Here is a 22,924-nt window from a genome sequence, read left to right as displayed (position 1 = left end):
ATGTAGCGCAATGATTTGGCACGCAGTGCATACCGGATGGAAGGTTCGATAAGGCGCTCGCCAATTCGTGACGCAGTGCGTCATGAATTGGCTGGGAAATACTTCAGTAGTCCTTTTCGCATTCAAAACAACTCCCAATCGTTCTAAAACCCACCCCGCAAGACAAAATCTAAAAAGAGGTAACGATTGGGCTCCGCGAGAGCCCGGGAGTCGTCCTCATGAAACGCGTTCTTTCATTCGTGCTGCCCGTTGCCGCTGCGGCGGTGCTGCTGTTTCCGATCATGGCGCAGGCTGCGAGTCTGGAGCCGATCGACAGTTCCGCTGTGCAGGTTCAGCAGCAAGAGCAAAACGGTGTTCGCTATCTGGCCGGCGGGATTGGTGAAGATGAATCGAAAGCCATTCAGCAATCCGCGGGCTACAACCTGCATATGACGTTCGCCGTCGGCATGCAAAACCAATACACCGCCGATGTCGATGTGATGATTCAAAAAGCACCCGGCCAGACCGTGCTGACGCTGAGTCAAACCGGGCCATTGGTGTACGTGCAGTTACCGCCCGGCAAATACACGGTCGTCGCGACGCGCAATGGTGAAACGCGCCGGGATGCGGCGGAAATTGGCGGCGGTGCTGCGCGCAATCTGGTGTTCCACTGGAACGACAACAGCTAGCGTTGCTGACGGTCGCGCCGGGATGGCGCGACCGTTGCCGTGCGGCCCAGCCAGATCGATACCCAGGCGGCGCCCGACAGAAAGAGGGCGAGGAGGCAATGCGCGGCGACGGCAAACCAGAAGCTGCTGGGTTGTGTGGTCAACGAATACACGGCGAAGCGTTTGCCGCGTGCCATGTTGCCGATGCGCCCCTGAATCAGGCCGTCCACGGTTTCATAGGCGATCAGGCCGATGCACAGGATCAGCACCAGGCCGAGCGCGATCATCAGCCAGTCGGTACGTTTTACGGGCGGCGCGGGATGGGGCAGGGGAACGCGGGCTCTTTTCTGGTTCATCGCGGGATGACCCTCTTCCGTAAGGGTTATGCAACGTATCGCGAATTTCGGCCTGCAAGAAGGGCGGGATCGGGCCGTCATCAAATCGCAGGCATAAAAAAACCCTGAATCTTGCGATTCAGGGTTTTCGGTATTTGGTGCCCAGAGACGGAATCGAACCGCCGACACGGGGATTTTCAATCCCCTGCTCTACCGACTGAGCTATCTGGGCAACGGGGCGCATTAAAAGGGTTTTTCGGATTTACGTCAACGACTTTTTTAAAATTTCTTAAATTAATTCCGTCGCTTACGATCCGCCCCCCGATTTCGCGGGGTTTACTCTGCAGGCGGAACGTAGCCTTCGGCCTGAGCGTATTCCTCGCCGGAGAAGTACTTGTCCATTTCGCCCTGAAGAAATTTGCGGTCTTCGGCGTTCATCATGTTCAGGCGTTTTTCGTTGATCAGCAGGGTCTGGTGTTTCTGCCAGTCAGCCCAGGCCTTGGCCGAGACGTGTTCGAAAATATCCTGGCCCTTGGCACCCGGGTACGGTGGGCGCTCCAGACCTTCGAGTTGTTCTTTGTACTTGCGGCACATTACGGTGCGGGTCATGTCGACTCTCCTGCATTCAAGACGGCGGCCGCGCGTTCAAGCAAGGTCTTGACCGGGGCGGCGAGGCCCAGGCGCGGCGGGGTGGCGAGGTTATACCAGAGCCAGTCGGCCTCGGCCACGTGACCGCCGGCTTCCTGAACCTGAACCAGCCAGGGTTCGATGGACAGCTGGAAGTGGCTGAAGGTGTGGACAAGGCTCGGCAGCGCCTGCTGCTCGCCCAGTTCCAGCGAGTGCTGCGCGGCGAGGTGTTGCAGGTCGTCGAGGTCGTCGAGTTCCGGCAGGCTCCACAAACCGCCCCACAATCCGCTGGACGGGCGGCGATAAAGCAAAATCGCGCCATCCTCGTTGGCCAGCAGCGGCATCAGCGTGCGCTTCTGCGGGATGGTTTTGCGCGGCTTGGGGATCGGATAGCGTGTCTCCAGGCCCAGCATGTGCGCTTCGCAGCCCTTTTCCAGCGGACACAGCAGGCAGCTCGGTTTGCTGCGGGTGCAGAGCGTGGCGCCCAGGTCCATCATCGCCTGGGTGTAGGCGTTGACCCGATCCTGCGGCGTGAAGCGCTCGGCGTTGGCCCACAGTTGCTTGGCGACCTTCGGCTCGCCGGGATAGCCCTCCTGCGCGGTAAAGCGCGCCAGCACCCGTTTGACGTTGCCGTCGAGGATCGGCGCGCGCAGGCCCATGCTGATGCTGGCGATCGCGCCGGCGGTGGACAGGCCGATGCCCGGCAGCTCGGTGAGCTTCTCGACATCCCGGGGGAACTCGCCACCGTACTGGCTGACGACGATCTTCGCGGTCTTCTGCAGATTGCGCGCGCGGGTGTAGTAACCCAGCCCCGTCCACAGGTGCAGCACTTCGTCTTCCGGCGCTGCGGCCAGGGCTTCGACCGTCGGCAGTGCGGCCATGAACCGGTCGAAGTAATTGAGCACGGTGCTGACCTGGGTCTGCTGCAACATGATCTCGGACACCCACACCCGATATGGGTTGATGTTCTGTTGCCAGGGCAAGTCATGGCGACCGTGGCGGTCGAACCATTCCAGTACCGCCGTGGAAAACTGCTCTGCTCTCATCGCTTGAACAGCCCCTTCAATGCGTTTTTCAGTTCCGGGCTGACTTTATCACCCAGTTTTTCGTCGATTTTTTCGCTGAGCTTGTCGCCGGCCAGTTTGCTCGCGACCTGGCCCATGCGTTCGTTGTCCACGCGGCAGGCCTTGGCGCCCAGTTCCAGTGGGCCACGGCAACGCAGCGGCCATTCGATGCCGACGAATTTGTCGCCGACCTGGCAGGCCGGGTCAGGCATGGCGCTGGTGTCGCCTTCGACGATGATGCCGACGCGATAGTCCATGCCCAGCACCTTGAGGTCGATATCGCCGTCACCGTTGACGCTCATGCCGGGGATGCGCACTTTCAGGTCCGGGTTGCTGGCCACGCCGTTGCGGAAGGTCAGGTTGCCCTTGAGCTCCTGGAACGGTGTGTCCTTGCCCCGCGGCTCGCCGCTCAGGGATTTTCGGTTGAGGGTGGCGATGCCCTTGCACAGTTGCTGCTCAAGGTTGGCGTTGAGCAGCACGCCGTTGTTGATCACGAAACTGGCGTTGCCGTTGAGGGTTTCGATCAGCGCCTGCTGGCTGTTGCCGCTGCCGGTGACGGTGCTGGTGAGATTGACCAGACCCTTGACCGGCGGGTTCTTGCCCTGGCTTTCGAGGATTTTCTCCACTGGCACGCGGTTGATCCGGGTTTGCAGGTTCAGCACCGGCGCGGTCTGGCGCACGTCCAGTGTGCCCTTGGCTTCGAAGTCGCCGTTGTACAGCTCGCCGCGCAGGTTCTCCAGAGTCAGCAGGCCGCCCTGGCCGGTCGCTTTCAGTGCGGCGTTCTGGATCGGCAATTTGTCGAGGGTCAACTGGCCGAAGGTCAGGTCAGCGTTCACGTCGAGCTTGCTCAGGCGCTCGACCGGGAACAGGCGCTCGGTGCTCCAGGCGCTTTTGCTCGGTTTCTCCGGCAGCGGTGTGCTGCCGGCACCCGCCATCGCATCGGCCTCGGTACTGGCGACTTCGGCCTGACGAACCTGAGTGGCGTTATTGGCTTTTTCCGATTTCGGCGGCAGGTAGCGGTCGACGTTGAAGGTGTCGGCCTTGAGGACCGCCCGCAGCGATTGTTTGGCGAAATCCTCGACGGCGATGCGGCCACTGAAACTGCTGTCGTCGAGTTTCAGGTTGATGTTGTCCAGTGACACGCTGGTCGGCGTCGCGGCCACCCGGCTGACCAGTTCAACCTTGCTCAGGCTGCCTTCGGCCATGGCTGGCAGGGTCTGGCCGATGCTGTCGACGAATTTCGCCAGGTCGAACTGGGCGATGGAAATACCGCCGCTGATCTGTGGGGTCTTGTCCAGGTCGTTGGCCTTCAGCTCGCCGAGGGCACGCAACTGATTGACCGACAGTTTGATGCCGGTCCATTCGGCGACGTTGGCGGCCTTGTCCAGCAACAATTGGCCCTGGGCGGCAAAGGTTACGGTCTTGCCCTGCAGCGGATCGCCGGCGACTTCGCCGGACAGCTTCAGGTCTTCGAACTTGTAGCGTTGCAGGGCGCGCTCGAAGCGCAGCTCGCCGTTGAGCTCGGTGCGCACCCGCAGCACTGGCTGGTTGGTGCCGAGGAACGCGGTGGCCTTGACCGGGATGTTGGTCGAATCGTGAACCGCGCCGGTGCTCAGCTGAATGCTTTCGGCGCTGAATTGCTTGCCGGTCAGCTCGTCGTTGTATTCCACGCGGGCGTTGTTGACGGTCAGGCTGTCGATGTCGAGGCGGATCGGCTGGGCCGGTTTTTCCACCGGGGCCGGTGTTGCTGGAGACGCTTCCCCGGCGGTCGCAGGCGGTGTGCTGCCGGCGGGAGCCGGCACCTTGCCGATGTCTTCCCAGTTGCCGTGGCCATTCTTGTCGCGGTTCAGGCGCAGGTTCAGGCCTTCGACACGTACGTCGCTCATCTGCACTTCGCGGCGCAGCAGCGGCAGCACGCGCACGGACAGGCCGAGCATCTGCAGGTCGGCGAACGGTTCGGCAGGCTTGGCCAGGGTCGCGACGCTGGCCTCGTGCAGTTCCAGGCCGAGCCACGGGAACAGGCTCCAGCCGATGTCGCCATTGAGCGTCAGCTCGATGTGGGCCTTGTCGCGGGCAATCTGGCGGATCTCGTCTTTGTAGTCGTTGGGATCAAACAGGTGGGTCAGGGCGAAGCCCGCCGCCACAATGATCAGCAACAGCCCGAGAAGTACCAGACCCAGGATTTTGCCGAACGCTTTCATGGGCGAGTCCTTGTAAGTAGTCGAATTCGTAATTTAGCCGGGGAGTATAGCGCTGCATCAACCCGCGCTGTTGCGGTGTCCCCTGCACGCTGCTGAACCGTGATGTACAGCGCTTCGACAACGGTCGGCATCGGGGTTCCCCGGCGTCATAAGATCAGATGACTCAAAAAAGGTGATATCAGTTTGGTTTTTCTGTCACGTGCAAATGGTAACCTTCGCCCGTTCGTCCGCCCATCTGCGACTTAACGTCGCGCTTTCAAGGAGCTTCACCCGTAAAAAACGGTCATGCCTGCGTGCATAAAGGCCGGGGTGGGCAGTGGCTGGCGAACCATACTAATAATTGGGGGATACACAATGAGCACGACCATTACGGCGGACGGCCTCAAAGCCGATCAGCCCGGGTTCCTGTCCAAGGAACGCATCATCGCCAAGCCCGGTTTCAACCGTTGGCTGGTTCCACCGGCCGCTCTGGCCATTCACCTGTGCATCGGCATGGCCTACGGCTTCTCGGTGTTCTGGTTGCCGCTGTCCAAGGCACTGGGTGTAACCGCTCCGGTGGCTTGCGCACCGGACATGAGCTTCATCGCACAAGTGTTCTCGTCGCAATGCGACTGGCCGATCTCCATGCTCGGCTGGATCTACACCCTGTTCTTCATCTTCCTCGGCTGCTCGGCAGCGATCTGGGGTGGCTGGCTCGAACACGCCGGGCCACGCAAGGCCGGCGTTGTATCGGCACTGTGCTGGTGCGGCGGTCTGCTGATTTCTGCGCTGGGTATCTATACCCACCAGATCTGGCTGATGTGGATCGGCTCCGGTGTGATCGGCGGTATCGGTCTGGGTCTGGGCTACATCTCGCCGGTCTCGACCCTGATCAAATGGTTCCCGGACAAACGCGGCATGGCGACCGGCATGGCGATCATGGGCTTCGGCGGTGGCGCGATGGTTGGTGCGCCACTGGCGACCGCTCTGATGAGCCATTTCGCTTCGCCGACTGGCGTGGGCGTGTGGCAGAGCTTCGTGGCCATGGCTGCGATCTACTTCGTGTTCATGATCGGTGGCGCGCTGGCTTACCGCGTACCGCCAACCGGCTGGAAGCCTGAAGGCTGGACCGCGCCAGCGAAAAAAGCCTCGAACGCGATGATCACCCACCGTCACGTTCACGTGAATGTGGCGTGGAAAACCCCGCAATTCCGCCTGGTGTGGCTGGTGCTGTGCCTGAACGTGTCTGCCGGTATCGGCATCCTCGGCATGGCTTCGCCACTGTTGCAGGAAGTGTTCGGTGGCAAGCTGCTGGGCAACGATCTGCCGTTCGGTCAGCTGGATGCCGGTCAACTGGCTTCCATCGCAGCGATTGCGGCCGGTTTCACCGGTCTGCTGAGCCTGTTCAACATCGGCGGTCGCTTCTTCTGGGCGTCGTTCTCGGACTACCTGGGCCGCAAGAACACTTACTTCGTGTTCTTCGCACTGGGCTTTGCGCTGTACGCACTGATCCCGAACCTCGGTCACCTGGGCAACGTTGCGCTGTTCGTGGCGGCGTTCTGCATCATCCTGTCGATGTACGGCGGCGGTTTCGCGACCGTGCCGGCGTATCTGGCCGACCTGTTCGGTACGCAGATGGTCGGCGCGATCCACGGTCGTCTGCTGACGGCCTGGGCTGCCGCTGGCGTGCTGGGTCCGGTGCTGGTGAACTACCTGCGTGAGTATCAGCTGAGCATCGGCGTTGAACGCGCCGCCGCTTACGACATCACCCTGTACATCCTCGCCGGCCTGCTGGTGCTGGGCTTCCTGTGCAACCTGCTGGTGCGCCCGGTGGCGGACAAGTACTTCATGACCGACGCCGAACTGGCTGCCGAACAGGCGCTGGGTCACGACAAGGGTGCTGATGGCAGCACCGTGCTGGAGTGGAAAGCCGCGCCGGGCAGCAAGCCGCTGGCGATCGCTGCGTGGCTGGTGGTGGGAATTCCGTTGGCGTGGGGTGTGTGGGTGACCCTGCAGAAGACGGCGGTTCTGTTCCACTAAGTAACCGTTAAAACGCAGAACCCCTGTGGGAGCGGGCTTGCCCGCTCCCACATTTGTTTCCGGGTGCCTGTAATGGCTTGTATGGACATGTCTACCCGCGACAGCCGGGGCTTCTATCCGTCTGCCATATCACCTCTCGTGTTTCTGTTTCGGCCCCGCGCCCCTATAATGGCTGCCTTTTTCGCCCAATGATTTTGCGGAGCTGGTGATGGCCGAACGTAAGGCGTCTGTCGAGCGCGACACTCTGGAAACCCAGATCAAAGCCTCGATCAACCTTGATGGCACCGGAAAGGCCCGATTCAATATCGGTGTTCCTTTTCTTGAGCACATGCTGGATCAGATCGCCCGTCACGGGTTGATCGACCTGGATATCGAATGCAAGGGCGATCTGCATATCGACGACCACCACACGGTGGAAGACGTCGGTATCACCCTCGGCCAGGCCTTCGCGCAAGCCATTGGCGACAAGAAAGGCATCCGTCGCTACGGCCACGCCTACGTGCCGCTCGATGAAGCGCTGTCGCGCGTGGTGATCGACTTCTCCGGCCGGCCGGGCCTGCAGATGCACGTGCCGTACACCCGCGCCACCGTTGGCGGCTTCGACGTCGACCTGTTCCAGGAATTCTTCCAGGGCTTCGTCAACCACGCACTGGTCAGTCTGCACATCGACAACCTGCGCGGCACCAACACCCACCACCAGATCGAAACCGTGTTCAAGGCTTTCGGCCGCGCGCTGCGCATGGCCGTCGAGCTGGACGAGCGCATGGCCGGCCAGATGCCTTCGACCAAGGGCGTCCTGTAATGCAGACGGTTGCAGTTATCGACTACGGCATGGGCAACCTGCACTCGGTGGCCAAGGCCCTCGAGCACGTTGGTGCCGGCAAGGTGCTGATCACCAGCGATGCGGCAGTGATCCGCGAAGCCGACCGCGTGGTGTTCCCCGGTGTCGGCGCGATTCGCGATTGCATGGCGGAGATCCGTCGCCTCGGTTTCGATTCGCTGGTGCGTGAAGTCAGCCAGGATCGTCCGTTCCTCGGCATTTGCGTCGGCATGCAAGCCTTGCTCGACAGCAGCGAAGAGAACGACGGCGTCGACTGCATCGGCCTGTTCCCGGGCGCGGTGAAGTTCTTCGGCAAAGACCTGCATGAAGACGGCGAGCACCTGAAAGTCCCGCACATGGGCTGGAACGAAGTGAAGCAGGCGGTGGATCACCCGATGTGGCACAACATTCCGGACTTGGCGCGTTTCTACTTCGTGCACAGCTACTACATCGCCGCCGGTAACCCGCGGCAGGTGGTCGGCAGCGGTCATTACGGCGTCGATTTCGCCGCGGCGCTGGCCGAAGGTTCGCGTTTCGCCGTGCAGTTCCACCCGGAGAAGAGCCATACCCATGGCCTGCAATTGCTGCAGAACTTCGCGGCGTGGGACGGTCGCTGGTAAATGGCTGTCAAGAAATCCAAACCGCCGATCCTGACCCTCACTCCCGAGCAGGAGAGCGAGGCCAACCGCAAGATTCAGCGGTTCATGGAGGATCGTTTCGAACTGGACCTGGGTTCGTTCGAGGCGGCGGAAATTCTTGAGCTGTTTACCCGCGAAATTGCTCCGCACTATTACAACAGGGCGATTTTCGATGTGCAGACCCACCTCAAGGAGCGGTTTGAAAGCATCGAAAGCGACCTGTGGGCGCTCGAGAAAAACTGATTTCCGAGCCAAGCTGAACATTCAAATTTGAAGGTTTGCCAGATGCTGATTATTCCCGCTATCGATCTTAAAGACGGTGCCTGCGTACGTCTGCGCCAGGGCCGCATGGAAGATTCCACAGTGTTCTCCGATGACCCGGTGAGCATGGCTGCCAAGTGGGTGGAAGGCGGTTGCCGTCGTCTGCATCTGGTCGACCTGAACGGGGCTTTCGAAGGCCAGCCGGTCAACGGCGAAGTGGTGACCGCGATCGCCAAGCGCTACCCGACCCTGCCGATCCAGATCGGCGGCGGCATTCGTTCGCTGGAAACCATCGAGCACTACGTCAAGGCTGGCGTGAGCTACGTGATCATCGGCACCAAAGCGGTGAAGGATCCGGCGTTTGTCGCTGAAGCCTGCCGCGCGTTCCCGGGCAAGATCATCGTCGGTCTGGATGCCAAGGACGGTTTTGTCGCCACCGATGGCTGGGCTGAAATCAGCACCGTGCAAGTTATCGACCTGGCCAAGCAGTTCGAAGCCGACGGCGTGTCCTCGATCGTTTATACCGACATCGCCAAAGACGGCATGATGCAGGGCTGCAACGTTCCGTTCACCGCCGCGCTGGCGGCTGCCACGAAGATCCCGGTGATCGCTTCCGGCGGCATTCACAACCTCGGTGACATCAAGTCGCTGCTCGACGCCAAGGTGCCAGGCATCATCGGCGCCATCACCGGCCGGGCGATCTACGAAGGCACTCTCGACGTCGCCGAAGCGCAAGCTTTCTGCGACTCGTACCAAGGCTGAGGACTGACCATGGCGCTGGCCAAACGCATCATCCCTTGCCTGGACGTGGACAACGGCCGGGTCGTCAAAGGTGTGAAGTTCGAGAACATCCGTGACGCCGGCGATCCGGTGGAAATCGCCCGTCGCTACGACGAGCAGGGTGCCGACGAGATTACTTTTCTCGACATCACCGCCAGCGTCGATGGCCGTGACACCACGCTGCACACCGTCGAGCGCATGGCCAGCCAGGTGTTCATCCCGCTGACCGTCGGCGGTGGCGTGCGGACCGTGCAGGACATTCGCAACCTGCTCAATGCCGGTGCGGACAAGGTGTCGATCAACACCGCTGCCGTGTTCAACCCGGAATTCGTCGGCGAAGCGGCGCAGCATTTCGGCTCGCAATGCATCGTTGTCGCCATCGACGCGAAGAAGGTCTCCGGCCCGGGCGAAACCCCGCGCTGGGAGATCTTTACCCATGGCGGCCGCAAGCCGACCGGCCTCGACGCGGTCGAGTGGGCGAAGAAAATGGAAGGCCTGGGTGCCGGTGAAATCCTCCTGACCAGTATGGATCAGGACGGCATGAAAAACGGTTTCGACCTCGGCGTGACCCGCGCCATCAGCGATGCGCTGGGTATTCCGGTGATCGCGTCCGGCGGCGTCGGCAACCTGCAGCATCTGGCTGACGGCATTCTTGAAGGTCACGCCAGCGCGGTGCTGGCGGCGAGTATTTTCCACTTCGGCGAATACACGGTTCAAGAAGCCAAGGCTTACATGTCTAAACGCGGCATCGTAATGCGTTAAACATCCATACAGGCCAGTGGACAGCATGGCGTACCCAAGGCACTCTTGGGCACGCCATGGATTTCGGTAGCCCGACATGATCAAACGCCTGCTTCTCGCCCTCGCCAGTGCCTCCGTGTTGTTGATCAACACCGGCCACGCCGAGGAAAGTCCCGACACCGATCTGGTGCTCCTCACCGAAAACTTCCCGCCGTACAACATGGCGAAGAACGGCAAGAATTTCGCCCAGGATGAAAACATCAACGGCATCGCCACGGACATCGTGCGCGAGATGTTCAAGCGTGCCGGCATCACTTACAGCCTGACCCTGCGCTTCCCCTGGGAGCGGGTCTACAAGCTGGCGCTGGAAAATCCCGGTTACGGTGCGTTCGTCATGGCGCGGCTGCCGGATCGCGAAAAGCTCTTCAAATGGGTCGGCCCGATCGGCCCGGACGACTGGGTCATGTTGGCCAAGGCCGACAGCAAGATCACCCTCGAAACCCTCAATGATGCGCGCAAGTACAAGATCGGCGCCTACAAGGGTGATGCGATTGCCGAGACTTTGACCAAACAGGGGCTGAAGCCGGTGGTGGTGCTGCGTGATCAGGACAACGCCAGGAAACTCGTCAGCGGTCAGATCGATCTGTGGGCCACCGGCGATCCTGCCGGCCGTTATCTGGCACGGCAGGATGGCGTGACCGGGTTGAAAACCGTACTGCGCTTCAACAGTGCCGAACTGTATCTGGCACTGAACAAAGACGTGCCCGATGCAACGGTTGCCCGGTTGCAGGCCGAGCTGGATCAGATGCGCAAGGACGGTGTGGTCGATGAGATCATGGGACGGTATTTGTAGCGACTTCTTCCTCTGTCGTCGGCTGAGGGGCGAAACCGATATTGTCGCGGTCACTGTCTGAATGGCCTTCGCTTGATGGCGGCTCTGTCGCCAGTTGCGGAGTGAAGGTCAGCGTGCTGTCGCTGTCTGGCGGATACTCGGTCAGGTAAAGGCTTTCATCATCGGTGTAACCCACGCTCACTGCTACATGAGTGCCGTCTGCGCGCCTCAACGTATAGATACTTTGTATTTGATAGACCGCCACGGCCTTGTGTTTGGCAGCCATGGCGACGATGTCCAGTGGGCGCGATTCATCCCAGCCGCTGGCTGATGTCTCGCAGTAGGTAAAGTCTTTGTACAGATGTGCCGAGAAGCGGATGGCAGGTGGGGCGCTCGAAGGCAGCGCTGACCACGCTGTCGAGAACTCGATAGCGGTGAGGCGGCTGAAAATCTGCTGCATCTGCGAGTTCTGGACGCGAACCGCTTTCCATTTGAAAGGCCGCGGCAGATCACTGGTGTTGTGGCCGTGCCCCACCAGGACATATTGATCCGAGCGTTCCAGACGGTAGAACGGGGAAGTGGACAACTGCTCGCCCGCAGACAGTTGATCGTTTACCGCGAACCATGGAATTCGCACGGTCTGTGTGACCTTGGCCGGTGCCAGTTCCGGAGGGGCCCCATACCCCGACAGTTCAGGCGCCTCGGGTGCAGGTATTGACTGTCGGGGAAGCTGCATTCGCAACGCATGGACGATGGCATTCACAGGTTTGGAGTGGCTCTGGACTCCGAAGAACGTGCCCGCTGCAAAGTGGATTTCACCCGCAGCAGCCTGCGCAGGTTCAATGTCCCAGGCGCTGAAGTTCTGCCTGGCGCCACTGCCTTTGTCATCCCAGATCAAATCGCCAACGGTTGCGGGCATGACCAGATCTTCCCGGACACAGCGGATCGCATTGAGTAATGGCTTGTCGCGACCGTTGGAGCAGACAAGCCCCATGGCCACATAACCGGGAGGAGGGATCGGGCGCCATACCGTGCAGTCGGCGGCGGCTCCGGAGTTGGCGTCCTTCCAGACTCTTTCGTAGTCCGTGGGCGGGCTGAGTGCGTTGCTCCGGGAGGGGGCATCGCCTTGCGGCTCGCCTTCACGGACGACGGCCACGATTCTGTTTCCATTGACGTTTTCGTATCCGGTCACGGCCACATCCCCCAACGGGAAATACCCCGGTAGCAGATCGGGGGCGGGAGCCGGGCGCCAAAAACTGCCAACCGCGGAACCGGAGCCGCGGCTGTCCCAGATCCGGTGGAATTCGCTGGTGAAATTGATCAGCAGATTGCCGAACCGGATCGGTTCCATTCGCTGCGCAGATAATGTGTTGCTGTCGATGCCTGTCATAGTCAGTCCTGAAGTTTGCAAGGCGACCCACAAGAGTCGCTAACCATTACAGGGGTGACTATCCAGACGCGGGCGAGTCGTCAGGCAATAACTATGTGTAGCGGTTGTATCAGGGCATTTATCGGTAGACACCGTTTTTGCCGTGTGCGGCCGTGGCGCGATTGCTGCGCACACTGATCATCTGCTTGATGTCGATCCACTCGATGCCTTGGGCTTTCAACTTTGGCAGCTCCCGTTCCAGCACCGCGAGTGTCTGTGGATAAGGGTGCCCGATCATCACGGCTGAACCCTGTTTGTGCGCCAGGCTGATTGCCGTCTGCAATTGAATCAGGATCGCCGCTTCGGTGCGCACGTCATCGAGAAACACATCCCGTGAAACGCTCGCCAGATCGATCTTCTGTGCCTGCTGCGCGGCGACAGTCTGGGCGCTGGTCCGGCTGTCGACGAAGAACTTGTGGCGGCGCTGCAACTCGCCCATCAACCAGGCCATGGCCACCGGCTGCGCAGTCATGCGACTGCCCATGTGGTTGTTGATGCCGGCGGTGTAGGGGACCATTTTGAACGCGGCACTCAGCCGTTTTTCGAGTTCTTCGATGGGCAGTTCGGGATGCCAGGCGAACGGGCCAGTGGCCGGGTCCATCGGCATGTGCAGGATCACGACCTTGCCGGCGCGATGGGCCTCGCGGGCAAACTCGGTGGCGTGCGGGGTGTCGGGCATGATCGCGGTCGTGACCGGCCCGGGCAGGGCCAGCACCCGGCGATCCCGGGGCAGGTTCTGCCCCAGGTCGTCGATGATCAGTGTCAGGTAGGCTTTTTGAGGTGTGGGTCTGGCAGGTTCTGCATGAGCAGCACCCGCCAGACAGCACAGCAGGACAAAGACCAAACGCAAGGACATCCTCAACGGCCGGACGTGATGCTCAGGCCTTTGAGCAGGCTCAGGGCCTGGGCCAACTGGTAATCGTCATCCTGCGGCATCGCCTTGGCTTTGCCGCCAGAGCCGGTCGGTTTGTCCGCGCCGCCGTTGCCGTTGCCCAGGTGACCTTGCAGATCGGCTTCCTTGAAGTAGTCGCTGTCCGCCTCGTTGGTGATCTTGGCGCGGCGCACTTCGATGTCCGGGACGATGCCCTGGGCCTGGATCGAGCGGCCGTTCGGCGTGAAGTACAGCGCCGTGGTGATCTTCAGCGCGCGGTCGTTGTTCAGCGGCAGCACGGTCTGTACCGAGCCCTTGCCGAAACTGGTGGTGCCCATGACCACGGCGCGTTTCTGATCCTGCAGGGCGCCGGCGACGATTTCCGAGGCCGAGGCACTGCCACCGTTGATCAGCACGACCATCGGCACGGCTTCGCTTTCGTCCTTGCCGGTGGCGGAGAAGCGCAGTTCGGAGTTGGCGATCCGGCCCTTGGTGTAGACGATCAGGCCTTTGGTGATGAAGTGGTCGACCACTTCCACCGCCGCCTGCAGTACGCCACCCGGGTTGTTGCGCAGGTCGAGGATGATGCCGTTGAGCTTCTTGCCGTTGTCCTTGCGCAGCTTGGCCAGGGCCTTGGAGACCTCTTCGCCGGTCTTGACCTGGAACTGAGTGATGCGGATCAGGCCGTAGCCCGACTCCAGCAGTTGCGCCTTGACGCTCTTCACCTGGATCACGGCGCGAGCCAGGGTTACATCGAACGGCGTGCCGCCGTCGCGCACCAGGGTCAGGGTGATCTTCTGGCCGATCTTGCCGCGCATCTTGTCCACGGCTTCGGTCATGGTCTGGCCGCGGGTCGGCGCGCCGTTGATCTTGACGATGAAGTCGCCGGCCTGGATGCCGGCCTTCGACGCCGGAGTGTCATCGATCGGCGACACGACCTTGATGAAGCCGTCCTCGGCGCCGACTTCGATGCCCAGGCCACCGAATTCACCGCTGGTGCTTTCCTGCAACTCGGCAAAGTCTTCAGGGCCCAGGTAGGCGGAGTGCGGATCGAGGTTGCTGAGCATGCCCTTGATCGCGTTTTCCAGCAGGGTCTTGTCGTCCACCGGCTCGACATAGGCGGCCTTGATCCGGTCCATGACCTCGGCAAAGGTGCGCAGCTCTTCCAGCGGCAACGGCGCCTTGGAAGTCGCGGCAGTACCTGCCGGAGCGACGGCCGGAGCCGGTTGAGCGGCAAACGCCAGAGGCGCGCCGATCACCAGGGCGATCGTCAGGGCCAGCGAGGTAAGGCGGGACAAATGCAGCATGTCGAACGAACTCCTGAATTAGATGGCGTGCTTATCCTTGCGCACGGCACCATTGCGCCGGATCACTCGGGTGACCCTGCTGACGAATTGCGAAATACAGCGCTGGTGTGTCCTGGCCGCCACTGTTACCCACAGTGGAGATGGACTCACCGGCTTTTACCACGTCACCCGCCGACTTGAGCAGCGTCTGGTTGTGACCGTAAAGACTCAGAAAACCGTTGCCGTGATCGAGGATCACCAATAGCCCGGCACCGCGCAACCAGTCGGCAAACACCACGCGCCCGCCATGTACGGCGTGCACCTGGCTGCCGGCGGAGGCGCTGATCATCACGCCGTCCCACTTTGTACGGGCATCGTCGCCACGGGTTTCGCCGAAGCGTGCCAGCAGTCGACCATCAACCGGCCATGGAAGTTTTCCCCGGGTGGCAGCAAAAGGGCCGCCGAACGTCTCGCCGCTGCTGGAAACCAGCGCGCCAGGTGTGGGTCTGGCTTGTTTTCGCGGGGCGTCGCTGGTATCCGAGTCCGCATCGGCACGGGCCTGGGCCTCACGCAAACGCTTTTTTTCGGCTTCCTGCTGGGCGATGAGCGCTTTCTGTCGCGCTTCTTCTGCCTCACGGGCCTGGCGGGCCAGGGTTTCTTCAATGGTTTTAAGGACTTTAGACAGGTCTGCCTGGTCCTGCTCGCGGGCGGCCAGTTTCTGGTCCCGGGCTTTCACGTCGTCATTGAGTTTGGCAAGGGCCTGCTGGCGCTCCTTGCGGACCTTGTCGAGCGCTTCGCGCTGAGTGTCGAGATCGCTTTGCTGCACCAGCAATTGCGCCTGCTGCAAGCCGATGTCCTTTTCGACATTGGCCAGTTGGCGCAGGGTTTCGTTGAAGCTTTTCAGCTGTTCCAGGCGAGCCTGGCTCAGGTAGTCGTAATAGGTGAGGGTGCGGGCGAATTTCTCGGGATTCTGCTGGTTGAGCAGCAGCTTGAGGTATTCCTGGCGACCGTTCTGGTAGGCGGCGCGGGCCTGGATGGCGATCAGTCGCTGCTGTTCAGTGCGCGCGCTCTGGAGTTTTTTTTTCTCCGCATCGAGCCGCTGCAGCTCGGATTCGCTCTTCTTCAGCTCTTTCTGCAGGGCTTCGACCTGTTTCTCGAGCTTGCCCATCTCGGTTTCGGTGCCCTTGAGCTCCTTTTGCACGCCGGATTTTTCTTCCTGGAGCTTGCCCAGCAGTTTTTTCAGCTCGGCGATGTCCTGGCGCGTGGCGTCCAGTTGCTGTTGGGTTTGCGCGCGCTCATCCGCGAAGGCCGGTTGAAGCAGGCATGTCAGAGCGAGGGCGATCAGGACGCGAAGCATAGAGGCGGGCGGCACCAGGGTAAGGGACGGTCTAGTATGCCCGCCCGACGCAGCAAAAAAAACGCCTCAAAGCCAACTGCTTTGAGGCGTTCGTCATAAAAAGCCGTTTCAGGCTGATTACAGGGCGTTTTTGATATCAGACCAGAATCGAAGTGCCAGTCATTTCCGCCGGTTTTTCCAGACCCAGCAGTTTCAGCATGGTCGGCGCCACGTCCGCCAGCACGCCGCCTTCGCGGACTTTCAGATCGCGCTTGCCGACATAAATGAACGGTACCGGCTCGGTGGTGTGTGCGGTGTGCGCTTGCCCGGTGGATTCGTCAGCCATCTGCTCGACGTTACCGTGGTCGGCGGTGATCAGCGCTTCACCGCCGACTTTTTCCAGAGCCTCGACGATGCGGCCTACGCAGGTGTCCAGGCATTCCACGGCTTTCACCGCGGCTTCGAACACGCCGCTATGGCCGACCATGTCGCCGTTGGCGTAGTTGACCACGATCACGTCGTAACGCTGGTTCTCGATGGCCTCGACGATGCGGTCGGTGACTTCCGGCGCGCTCATTTCCGGCTGCAAGTCATAGGTGGCGACTTTCGGCGACGGGATCAGGATGCGCTCTTCGCCCGGGAACGGTTCTTCGCGGCCACCGGAGAAGAAGAAGGTCACGTGGGCGTATTTCTCGGTTTCGGCGATGCGCAGCTGGGTCTTGCCGTTTTTCGCCAGGTAGTCGCCGAGCACGTTTTCCAGGCTGCCCGGGGCAAAGGCTGCGGGAGCCGGAATGCTGGCGGCATATTGAGTCAGGCCCACGTACTGCACGTTTGGCTGGCGTGCGCGTTCGAACTCCTTGAAACCGTCTTCGACAAACACACGGCTCAGCTCGCGGGCGCGGTCGGCGCGGAAGTTCATGAACACCACGGCGTCGCCGTCTTCGACTGTCACCGGCTCACCGATGCTGGTGGCCTTGACGAATTCGTCGCTCTCGCCACGGGCGTAAGCGGCTTCCAGACCTTCCTGGGCGGTGGCGGCGTTGAATTCGCCCTTGCCGTCGACGATCAGGTTATAGGCCTGAGCCACGCGATCCCAACGGTTGTCGCGGTCCATGGCGTAGTAGCGGCCGATCAGGCTGGCGATGCGGCCCTTGCCGAGGGCCTGGAAGGTCGCGTCGAGCAGTTCGATCGACGAGGCAGCGCTTTTCGGCGGCGTGTCACGGCCGTCGAGGAAGGCGTGCAGGTAGATTTTTTCGGCGCCGCGCTTGAAGGCCAGTTCGGCCATGGCGATCAAGTGATCCTGGTGGCTGTGAACCCCGCCGTCCGACAGCAGGCCCATGAAATGCACGGCCTTGCCGGCGGCCACAGCCTTGTCCACGGCGGCGCAGATGGTCGGGTTCTCGAAGAACTCGCCGTCGCGGATCGCTTTGGTCACGCGGGTGAAGTCCTGATACACCACGCGCCCGGCGCCGAGGTTCATGTGGCCGACTTCGGAGTTGCCCATCTGGCCGTCCGGCAGACCGACGTCCATGCCGCTGCCCGAGATCAAGCCGTTCGGTACGGTGGCCCACAGGCGATCCAGCACAGGCTTCTTGGCCGCATAGACGGCGTTGGACTCGGGGCTGTCGCTGTGACCGAAGCCGTCGAGAATCATCAGGACCAAAGGTTTAGGCGTGGTAGTCATGGAATCCACTCGTGGCTAATAAGAAGAGGGCGATGGAAAAGGGAGTTGGAGTTTAAAGCGAAGTTCCGGCGGCGTCACCGCCGGACGGGGTTTGGCCGACCATAGTGGCTGTGTATACTGGCCGACATTTTAACGCCCTGGAACCTCCTTCGATGGTTGCTCACCTGATTGAATTTGCCACTAACCACTACATTCTTGTCGGTATCTTCGTCGTACTGCTGGCTTTGCTGCTGGCGCATACGGTGCAGGGCGGCGGTAAAAGCCTGAGCACGGGCGAGCTGACCGCGCTGGTCAACAAGGAAGCCGGCGTGGTGGTGGACATCCGTCCGAGCAAGGACTACGCCGCCGGTCACATCGTTGGCGCGGTGAACATTCCCCAGGACAAACTGGCCGCCCGCATCGGCGAGCTGGAAAAACACAAGGCCAAGACCATCATTCTGGTCGACGCCCTGGGCCAGACCGCCGGCACCCACGCCCGCGAGCTGATGAAGGCCGGCTTCACCGCCGCCAAGCTGTCCGGCGGGATTTCCAGCTGGAAAGGCGACAACCTGCCGTTGGTGAAGTGACATGAGCGACGTCATCGTCTACTCCAGCGATTACTGCCCTTACTGCTCGCGCGCCAAGTACCTGCTCGCGAACAAAGGCGTGGCCTTCGAAGAGATCAAGGTCGATGGCAAGCCGCAGGTGCGCGCCGCCATGGCCCAGAAGGCCGGACGCACGTCCGTGCCGCAGATCTGGATCGGCGACACCCACGTCGGCGGATGTGATGATTTGTATGCCCTGGAGCGCGCCGGCAAGCTCGACGCGCTGCTCAAGGCCTGAACTGCTGCACCTGCAAACCAAGAACCCTAAAAGACCCAAGATCAGAAAGGATCTGAGATGACTGACCAACAGAACACTGCAGCCAGCGAAGAAGAAACCGCACCGCAATTCTCCTTGCAGCGCATCTACGTACGCGACCTGTCCTTCGAAGCCCCGAAAAGCCCGGCAATCTTCCGCCAGCAGTGGGATCCGGCGGTCGCTCTGGATCTGAACACCCGCCAGAAAGCCCTGGAAGGTGATTTCTACGAAGTCGTGCTGACCCTGTCCGTCACCGTGAAAAACGGTGAAGAAGTGGCCTTCATCGCTGAAGTGCAACAGGCCGGTATCTTCCTGATCAAGAACCTGGACGCGGCTTCCATGAGCCACACCCTGGGTGCGTTCTGCCCGAACATCCTGTTCCCGTACGCTCGCGAAACCCTGGACAGCCTGGTGACCCGCGGTTCGTTCCCGGCCCTGATGCTGGCCCCGGTGAACTTCGACGCCCTGTACGCGCAAGAGCTGCAGCGCATGCAGGAATCCGGCGAGACCCCAACCGTTCAGTAAGCGGTCGATGCAACAACGAAAAAAGCGCCGTTACCGGCGCTTTTTTCTTGGGCGATCGAATGGCGTTACTTGAAGTCGTTCTGCCGCCACGCTTCGTACACGGCCACCGCCACAGTGTTGGACAGGTTCAGGCTGCGGCAGCCTTCGCGCATCGGCAGGCGCAGGCGCTGTTCGCCGGGCAGGGCATCGAGCACTTCCGGCGGCAGGCCACGGCTTTCCGGGCCGAAGATGAACGCATCGCCGGGGACGAACGCGGCATCGTGAAACGGCCGCGAACCCTTGGTGGTGAAGGCGAACAGCCGTGGATGACCGAGGCTTTCCAGGCAGCTGGCGAGGTCGGCGTGGCGCTGCAGAGTGGCATACTCGTGGTAGTCGAGACCGGCGCGGCGCAGGCGCTTGTCGTCCATCTCGAAGCCCAGCGGTTCGATCAAATGCAGGTGGCAGCCGCTGTTGGCGCACAGCCTGATAACGTTGCCGGTGTTCGGCGGAATTTCCGGTTGAAAAAGGATGACGTGAAACATGCACGGCTCCGAAGGTAAAGATGACGCGCATTCTACGCCGCAAGCGGATCCGCGTTCGAAACTATTCCCGCGGGTGATGGCATCGCTGGCGATCGTCGGTGTGATGGTCGGAATGATGATCGGTCGTTTGACCACGCCTGACCCGACCGTCTTGCAGCAGGTCGAGGTGATTGATGATGGTCTGGCGGTCTGGTTCAACAACGAGCCGAAGCTGCACGGCGAGATCGTCGATGGCAGCGTTGCGCTGTTGTTCGGGGCTGAAGGCAAGCCCCAGAAAGGCCAGCTCAAGCTCAACGGCAAGGACGTGAACTGGCGGACGCGTTTGAGTGACGGGGGATTGTTGCTGACGCTGGTGGCGGCGCGGTCGCTGCAGGGCGACTGGGCCGGCCAGGCGGTCGATGACCGCTGGCGGCTGGAGATCCATCTCCGGGAGCAATAAAAGAGGGAATCCCCGGCCTGCCTGTACCAAGGTTCCCGAAACGGGCGGGCTCATCGCATCGCGTTCTGAGCCGGTGTAAAGAAGGAACCCCTGACCTGCCTGTATCAAGGGCCCCAAAAGGGTGGACTCGCTGAGTCCGGTGTAAAGAGGGGAATCCCCGGCCTGCCTGTACCAAGGCCCCCGAAAGGGTGGGTGAATCGAATCACCTGAAGGAGTTATTGCAGGGGGCGTGCCAGTTTTTCTCGTTTTGAAACAAAAAAGCTCGGCACAACGACGAAGGCCCCGTAATACGGGGCCTTCGGCTTTTCACAGGACGGGATTTTCAGCGGTTTACAGTGCGAGACTGAGTCAGTTGCCGTGCCCGATTAAGGGTCACGGTGCCTTGCGGCGGTGCAGGCTGGCGCTGAATCTCAGCCTTCATCGCCCTCATCGTCATCCCCGCCATCGACCTTCATGCCGAGTTCCTTGATCTTGCGGGTCAAGGTGTTCCGGCCCCAGCCCAGCAGCACGGCCGCGTCGCGACGACGTCCGGCGGTGTGCTTCAGTGCTGTCTCGATCATGATTCGCTCGAACGCCGGCACCGCGCTGTCGAGCAGGCTCGACTGACCGCGCGCCAGGGCCTGATCGGCCCACTGTCGCAGCGCCTGTTCCCAGTTGGTGACCGGCGCCGAGTCCTGCGGCAGGCTCAGCAGTTCCGGCGGCAGGTCGCTGATGTGCACTTCGCGCCCGGAGGCCATTACGGTGATCCAGCGGCAGGTGTTTTCCAGCTGCCGCACGTTGCCTGGCCACGGCAGGTTCTTCAGGTATTCCTCGGTCTCGCTTTTCAGCAGCTTCGGCTCCACCGCCAGCTCTTGCGCGGCGCGGCTGAGGAAGTGCTTGGCCAGGGTCGGGATGTCTTCGCGACGGTCCGACAGGCGAGGGATGTGGATGCGGATCACGTTGAGGCGGTGGAACAAGTCCTCACGGAATTTCCCGGCGTGAACCAGGGTTTCCAGATTCTGGTGCGTTGCGGCGATGATCCGCACATCGACTTTGACCGGCACGTGCCCGCCAACGCGATAGAACTCGCCATCGGCCAGCACCCGCAGCAGGCGAGTCTGGGTGTCCGCCGGCATGTCGCCGATTTCATCGAGGAACAGCGTGCCGCCGTCGGCCTGTTCGAAACGGCCACGACGCAGGTTGGCCGCACCGGTGAACGCGCCTTTTTCATGGCCGAACAGCTCGGATTCCATCAGGTCTTTCGGAATCGCCGCCATGTTCAGCGCGATGAACGGCGAGGCCGCGCGCGGGCTGTGGCGGTGCAGGGCGTGGGCCACCAGTTCTTTACCGGTGCCGGATTCGCCGTTGATCAGCACGGTGATGTTGGAGTGGCTCAGGCGCCCGATGGCGCGAAACACTTCCTGCATCGCCGGCGCTTCGCCGATGATTTCCGGGGTGCGGGTCAGCGCTGGCGCGACTTCCAGACCTTGCTGTTCCTGGGCGTGCTGATTGGCGCGCTTGACCAGCGACACGGCTTCGTCGACGTCGAACGGCTTGGGCAGGTATTCGAACGCGCCACCCTGATAGGAGGCGACAGCGCTGTCCAGATCGGAATGAGCGGTCATGATGATCACCGGCAGCCGCGGGTGCTGCTCGCGGATCCGTGCCAGCAGGTCCAGGCCACTGGCGCCGGGCATGCGGATGTCGGAGATGATCACGTCCGGCTGCTGGCGCGCGAGGCGGCTCATCACGCCATCGGCACTGTCGAAGCTCTGGGTGGTCATGCCTTCCTGTTGCAGGGCTTTTTCCAGAACCCAACGGATAGAACGGTCGTCATCGACGATCCACACGGTTTCACTACGGCTCATGTCGATGTGGCTCCTTGTTCCAGTGGCAGAAAGATCGAGAACGTGGTGTGGCCTGGATGGCTGTCACACTCGATCAGGCCCTGGTGCTGGCTGATGATGTTCTGGGTGATGGCCAGGCCCAGCCCGGTACCGTCCGGACGGCCGCTGACCATGGGAAAGAAGATGGTTTCCTGGAGTTCCGCAGGAATGCCCGGGCCGTTGTCGATGATCTCGATCTTGGTCACCAGGCGATGGCGGACGTGGCCGATGGTGAACTGGCGCATGGCGCGGGTGCGCAGGCTGATGCGGCCCAGGCGCAGTTCGTTCTGGCTGCTGATGGCCTGCATCGCGTTGCGCACGATGTTCAGCACCGCCTGAATCATTTGTTCCCGGTCGATCAGGACGTCTGGAATGCTCGGGTCGTAATCGCGCACCAGCGTGATGCAGCCCTGGCTTTCGGCCTCGACCAGTTGGCAGACCCGCTCCAGCACTTCGTGTACGTTGCACAGGGCCAGCGACGGCAATTTGTTCGAGCCGAGCATGCGGTCGACCAGATTGCGCAGGCGGTCGGCCTCTTCGATGATCACGTTGGTGTAGTCGCGCAGGCTGTCTTCCGGCAGTTCCCGGGCCAGCAACTGCGCGGCACCACGGATGCCGCCCAGCGGATTCTTGATCTCGTGGGCCAGGCCGCGCACCAGCATCTTGCTGGTTTCCTGTTTCGACAGTTGCGCCTCTTCCTTGGTGATCCGCAGCAGGCGGTCACGGGGATGGACTTCCAGCAGGAGCAGGGTCGCGCCGTTGCTGAGGATCGGCGTCACCGCGTAATCCACGGTCAGGGTCTGGCCGGTGAGGGCGGTGAGCATCGCTTCGCGCTTGGTGAACGGGTGCGCCTGCTCCACCGCCTGGCGCAGCGAGTTGAGCGCCTCGGTGGACTCGGTGAACAGCTCGCTGATGAACTGCCCATGGCTGCGCTGACCGCTGATGGCCAGCAGCATCTCCGCCGCCGGGTTCATGTACTCGAGGCGCAATTCGCTGTCGAGCAGGATGGTGGCGGTGGTCAGGTTGTCGAGTAGCAAGCGATGCAGTGCGTCACTGATGGTCATGAGGACCTCTTTTGGAGCATGGCGCGCGCAGGGATACAGCGCTGATGCGAGGAAAATGCAAAAACCAAACCAAGGCTCCGAAAAGAAGCGTTCAACCCC

At 61.4% G+C, this 22,924-nt stretch carries 24 protein-coding genes and 1 tRNA gene; 12 read left to right on the top strand and 13 right to left on the bottom strand.

Annotated features, from left to right (window positions below):
• The first annotated feature begins 218 nt into the window (after positions 1-218).
• The gene (locus QRN46_RS22650) at positions 219-668 is read left to right on the top strand and encodes a carboxypeptidase regulatory-like domain-containing protein (protein ID WP_285357330.1); all 450 of its coding nucleotides are present in this window, start codon (positions 219-221) and stop codon (positions 666-668) included.
• Here QRN46_RS22650 and QRN46_RS22645 read toward each other — a convergent pair.
• From QRN46_RS22645 to QRN46_RS22625, 5 genes are all read right to left on the bottom strand, one after another.
• Positions 665-1,003 (bottom strand): hypothetical protein, encoded by a 339-nt coding sequence (locus QRN46_RS22645; protein ID WP_285357328.1) that lies wholly within the window; start codon positions 1,001-1,003, stop codon positions 665-667. The two genes, QRN46_RS22650 and QRN46_RS22645, sit on opposite strands and share 4 nt — an antisense overlap.
• 135 nt (positions 1,004-1,138) lie before the next feature.
• A tRNA-Phe gene (locus tag QRN46_RS22640) sits at positions 1,139-1,214 on the bottom strand.
• 104 nt (positions 1,215-1,318) lie between these two features.
• On the bottom strand, positions 1,319-1,591 hold the full coding sequence (locus QRN46_RS22635; protein ID WP_007952551.1) for an oxidative damage protection protein: 273 nt from the start codon (positions 1,589-1,591) through the stop codon (positions 1,319-1,321).
• Positions 1,588-2,655 (bottom strand): A/G-specific adenine glycosylase, encoded by a 1,068-nt coding sequence (mutY, locus tag QRN46_RS22630; RefSeq protein ID WP_285357322.1) that lies wholly within the window; start codon positions 2,653-2,655, stop codon positions 1,588-1,590. The genes QRN46_RS22635 and mutY overlap by 4 nt, the downstream gene beginning before the upstream one ends.
• Positions 2,652-4,874 carry an AsmA family protein gene (locus tag QRN46_RS22625; protein WP_108559141.1) on the bottom strand — a complete coding sequence of 741 codons (2,223 nt, stop codon included), beginning with the start codon at positions 4,872-4,874 and terminating at the stop codon, positions 2,652-2,654. The genes mutY and QRN46_RS22625 overlap by 4 nt, the downstream gene beginning before the upstream one ends.
• Positions 4,875-5,228: 354 nt before the next feature.
• Here QRN46_RS22625 and QRN46_RS22620 point away from each other — a divergent pair, with 354 nt between their 5' ends.
• The 7 genes from QRN46_RS22620 to QRN46_RS22590 all read left to right on the top strand — a co-directional run bounded on the left by QRN46_RS22620 (position 5,229) and on the right by QRN46_RS22590 (position 10,986).
• Entirely contained in the window at positions 5,229-6,893 is a 1,665-nt protein-coding gene (locus QRN46_RS22620; protein WP_011332016.1) for an OFA family MFS transporter, read from the top strand.
• Between the two features lie 208 nt (positions 6,894-7,101).
• Complete coding sequence (hisB, locus tag QRN46_RS22615; RefSeq protein WP_011332017.1) at positions 7,102-7,695, top strand: imidazoleglycerol-phosphate dehydratase HisB; 594 nt, start codon at positions 7,102-7,104, stop codon at positions 7,693-7,695.
• Positions 7,695-8,333, top strand: a complete 639-nt coding sequence (hisH, locus tag QRN46_RS22610) for an imidazole glycerol phosphate synthase subunit HisH (protein ID WP_285357317.1) — start codon at positions 7,695-7,697, stop codon at positions 8,331-8,333. The genes hisB and hisH overlap by 1 nt, the downstream gene beginning before the upstream one ends.
• Positions 8,334-8,594, top strand: coding sequence for a DUF2164 domain-containing protein (locus QRN46_RS22605; RefSeq protein ID WP_011332018.1), 261 nt, complete (start codon positions 8,334-8,336; stop codon positions 8,592-8,594).
• Positions 8,595-8,636: 42 nt separating this feature from the next.
• Positions 8,637-9,374 (top strand): 1-(5-phosphoribosyl)-5-[(5-phosphoribosylamino)methylideneamino]imidazole-4-carboxamide isomerase, encoded by a 738-nt coding sequence (hisA, locus tag QRN46_RS22600; RefSeq protein ID WP_011332019.1) that lies wholly within the window; start codon positions 8,637-8,639, stop codon positions 9,372-9,374.
• A 9-nt stretch (positions 9,375-9,383) separates the two neighbouring features.
• Positions 9,384-10,154: an imidazole glycerol phosphate synthase subunit HisF gene (gene hisF, locus QRN46_RS22595; RefSeq protein ID WP_011332020.1), complete on the top strand. Its 771-nt coding sequence runs from the start codon at positions 9,384-9,386 to the stop codon at positions 10,152-10,154.
• Positions 10,155-10,230: 76 nt separating this feature from the next.
• The gene (locus tag QRN46_RS22590) at positions 10,231-10,986 is read left to right on the top strand and encodes a substrate-binding periplasmic protein (protein WP_011332021.1); all 756 of its coding nucleotides are present in this window, start codon (positions 10,231-10,233) and stop codon (positions 10,984-10,986) included.
• On the opposite strand, the gene QRN46_RS22585 is transcribed toward QRN46_RS22590, so the two are convergent.
• From QRN46_RS22585 to gpmI, 5 genes are all read right to left on the bottom strand, one after another.
• The gene (locus QRN46_RS22585) at positions 10,967-12,355 is read right to left on the bottom strand and encodes a Vps62-related protein (RefSeq protein ID WP_201817892.1); all 1,389 of its coding nucleotides are present in this window, start codon (positions 12,353-12,355) and stop codon (positions 10,967-10,969) included. The two genes, QRN46_RS22590 and QRN46_RS22585, sit on opposite strands and share 20 nt — an antisense overlap.
• A gap of 118 nt (positions 12,356-12,473) precedes the next feature.
• Entirely contained in the window at positions 12,474-13,250 is a 777-nt protein-coding gene (locus tag QRN46_RS22580; protein ID WP_201817889.1) for a divergent polysaccharide deacetylase family protein, read from the bottom strand.
• A 2-nt stretch (positions 13,251-13,252) separates the two neighbouring features.
• Positions 13,253-14,572, bottom strand: coding sequence for a S41 family peptidase (locus QRN46_RS22575; protein ID WP_011332024.1), 1,320 nt, complete (start codon positions 14,570-14,572; stop codon positions 13,253-13,255).
• 31 nt (positions 14,573-14,603) lie between these two features.
• Complete coding sequence (locus QRN46_RS22570) at positions 14,604-15,908, bottom strand: murein hydrolase activator EnvC family protein (RefSeq protein ID WP_011332025.1); 1,305 nt, start codon at positions 15,906-15,908, stop codon at positions 14,604-14,606.
• Between the two features lie 136 nt (positions 15,909-16,044).
• Positions 16,045-17,571 carry a 2,3-bisphosphoglycerate-independent phosphoglycerate mutase gene (gpmI, locus tag QRN46_RS22565; protein WP_285357310.1) on the bottom strand — a complete coding sequence of 509 codons (1,527 nt, stop codon included), beginning with the start codon at positions 17,569-17,571 and terminating at the stop codon, positions 16,045-16,047.
• 152 nt (positions 17,572-17,723) lie between these two features.
• On the opposite strand from gpmI, the gene QRN46_RS22560 reads away from it, so the two are divergent.
• Genes QRN46_RS22560 through secB form a run of 3 tightly spaced genes read left to right on the top strand, consistent with a single transcriptional unit; the run spans position 17,724 to position 18,936 of the window.
• A complete protein-coding gene (locus QRN46_RS22560; RefSeq protein WP_007952524.1) occupies positions 17,724-18,137 on the top strand; it encodes a rhodanese-like domain-containing protein in 414 nt (137 codons plus the stop codon).
• Between the two features lies 1 nt (position 18,138).
• Entirely contained in the window at positions 18,139-18,393 is a 255-nt protein-coding gene (grxC, locus tag QRN46_RS22555) for a glutaredoxin 3 (protein ID WP_007952522.1), read from the top strand.
• Between the two features lie 57 nt (positions 18,394-18,450).
• A complete protein-coding gene (gene secB, locus QRN46_RS22550; protein ID WP_007909233.1) occupies positions 18,451-18,936 on the top strand; it encodes a protein-export chaperone SecB in 486 nt (161 codons plus the stop codon).
• A 65-nt stretch (positions 18,937-19,001) separates the two neighbouring features.
• Here the strand turns inward: secB and QRN46_RS22545 are convergent, their stop codons facing one another.
• The gene (locus QRN46_RS22545) at positions 19,002-19,457 is read right to left on the bottom strand and encodes a tRNA (cytidine(34)-2'-O)-methyltransferase (protein ID WP_007952520.1); all 456 of its coding nucleotides are present in this window, start codon (positions 19,455-19,457) and stop codon (positions 19,002-19,004) included.
• Between QRN46_RS22545 and QRN46_RS22540 the strand changes: the two genes are divergently transcribed.
• Positions 19,456-19,896 (top strand): hypothetical protein, encoded by a 441-nt coding sequence (locus tag QRN46_RS22540; RefSeq protein WP_285357299.1) that lies wholly within the window; start codon positions 19,456-19,458, stop codon positions 19,894-19,896. The genes QRN46_RS22545 and QRN46_RS22540 overlap by 2 nt on opposite strands.
• Before the next feature lie 410 nt (positions 19,897-20,306).
• Here the strand turns inward: QRN46_RS22540 and ntrC are convergent, their stop codons facing one another.
• Positions 20,307-21,743 carry a nitrogen regulation protein NR(I) gene (gene ntrC, locus QRN46_RS22535; RefSeq protein ID WP_011332028.1) on the bottom strand — a complete coding sequence of 479 codons (1,437 nt, stop codon included), beginning with the start codon at positions 21,741-21,743 and terminating at the stop codon, positions 20,307-20,309.
• Complete coding sequence (glnL, locus tag QRN46_RS22530) at positions 21,740-22,825, bottom strand: nitrogen regulation protein NR(II) (RefSeq protein ID WP_007952516.1); 1,086 nt, start codon at positions 22,823-22,825, stop codon at positions 21,740-21,742. The genes ntrC and glnL overlap by 4 nt, the downstream gene beginning before the upstream one ends.
• Positions 22,826-22,924: the final 99 nt, after the last annotated feature.

This window comes from Pseudomonas sp. lyk4-R2A-10 (genome assembly GCF_030209075.1).
Classification (GTDB): Bacteria; Pseudomonadota; Gammaproteobacteria; order Pseudomonadales; family Pseudomonadaceae; genus Aquipseudomonas; species Aquipseudomonas glycinae.
Note: the sequence above shows the minus strand (reverse complement) of the source record. Positions and strands in the feature narration are given on the sequence as shown.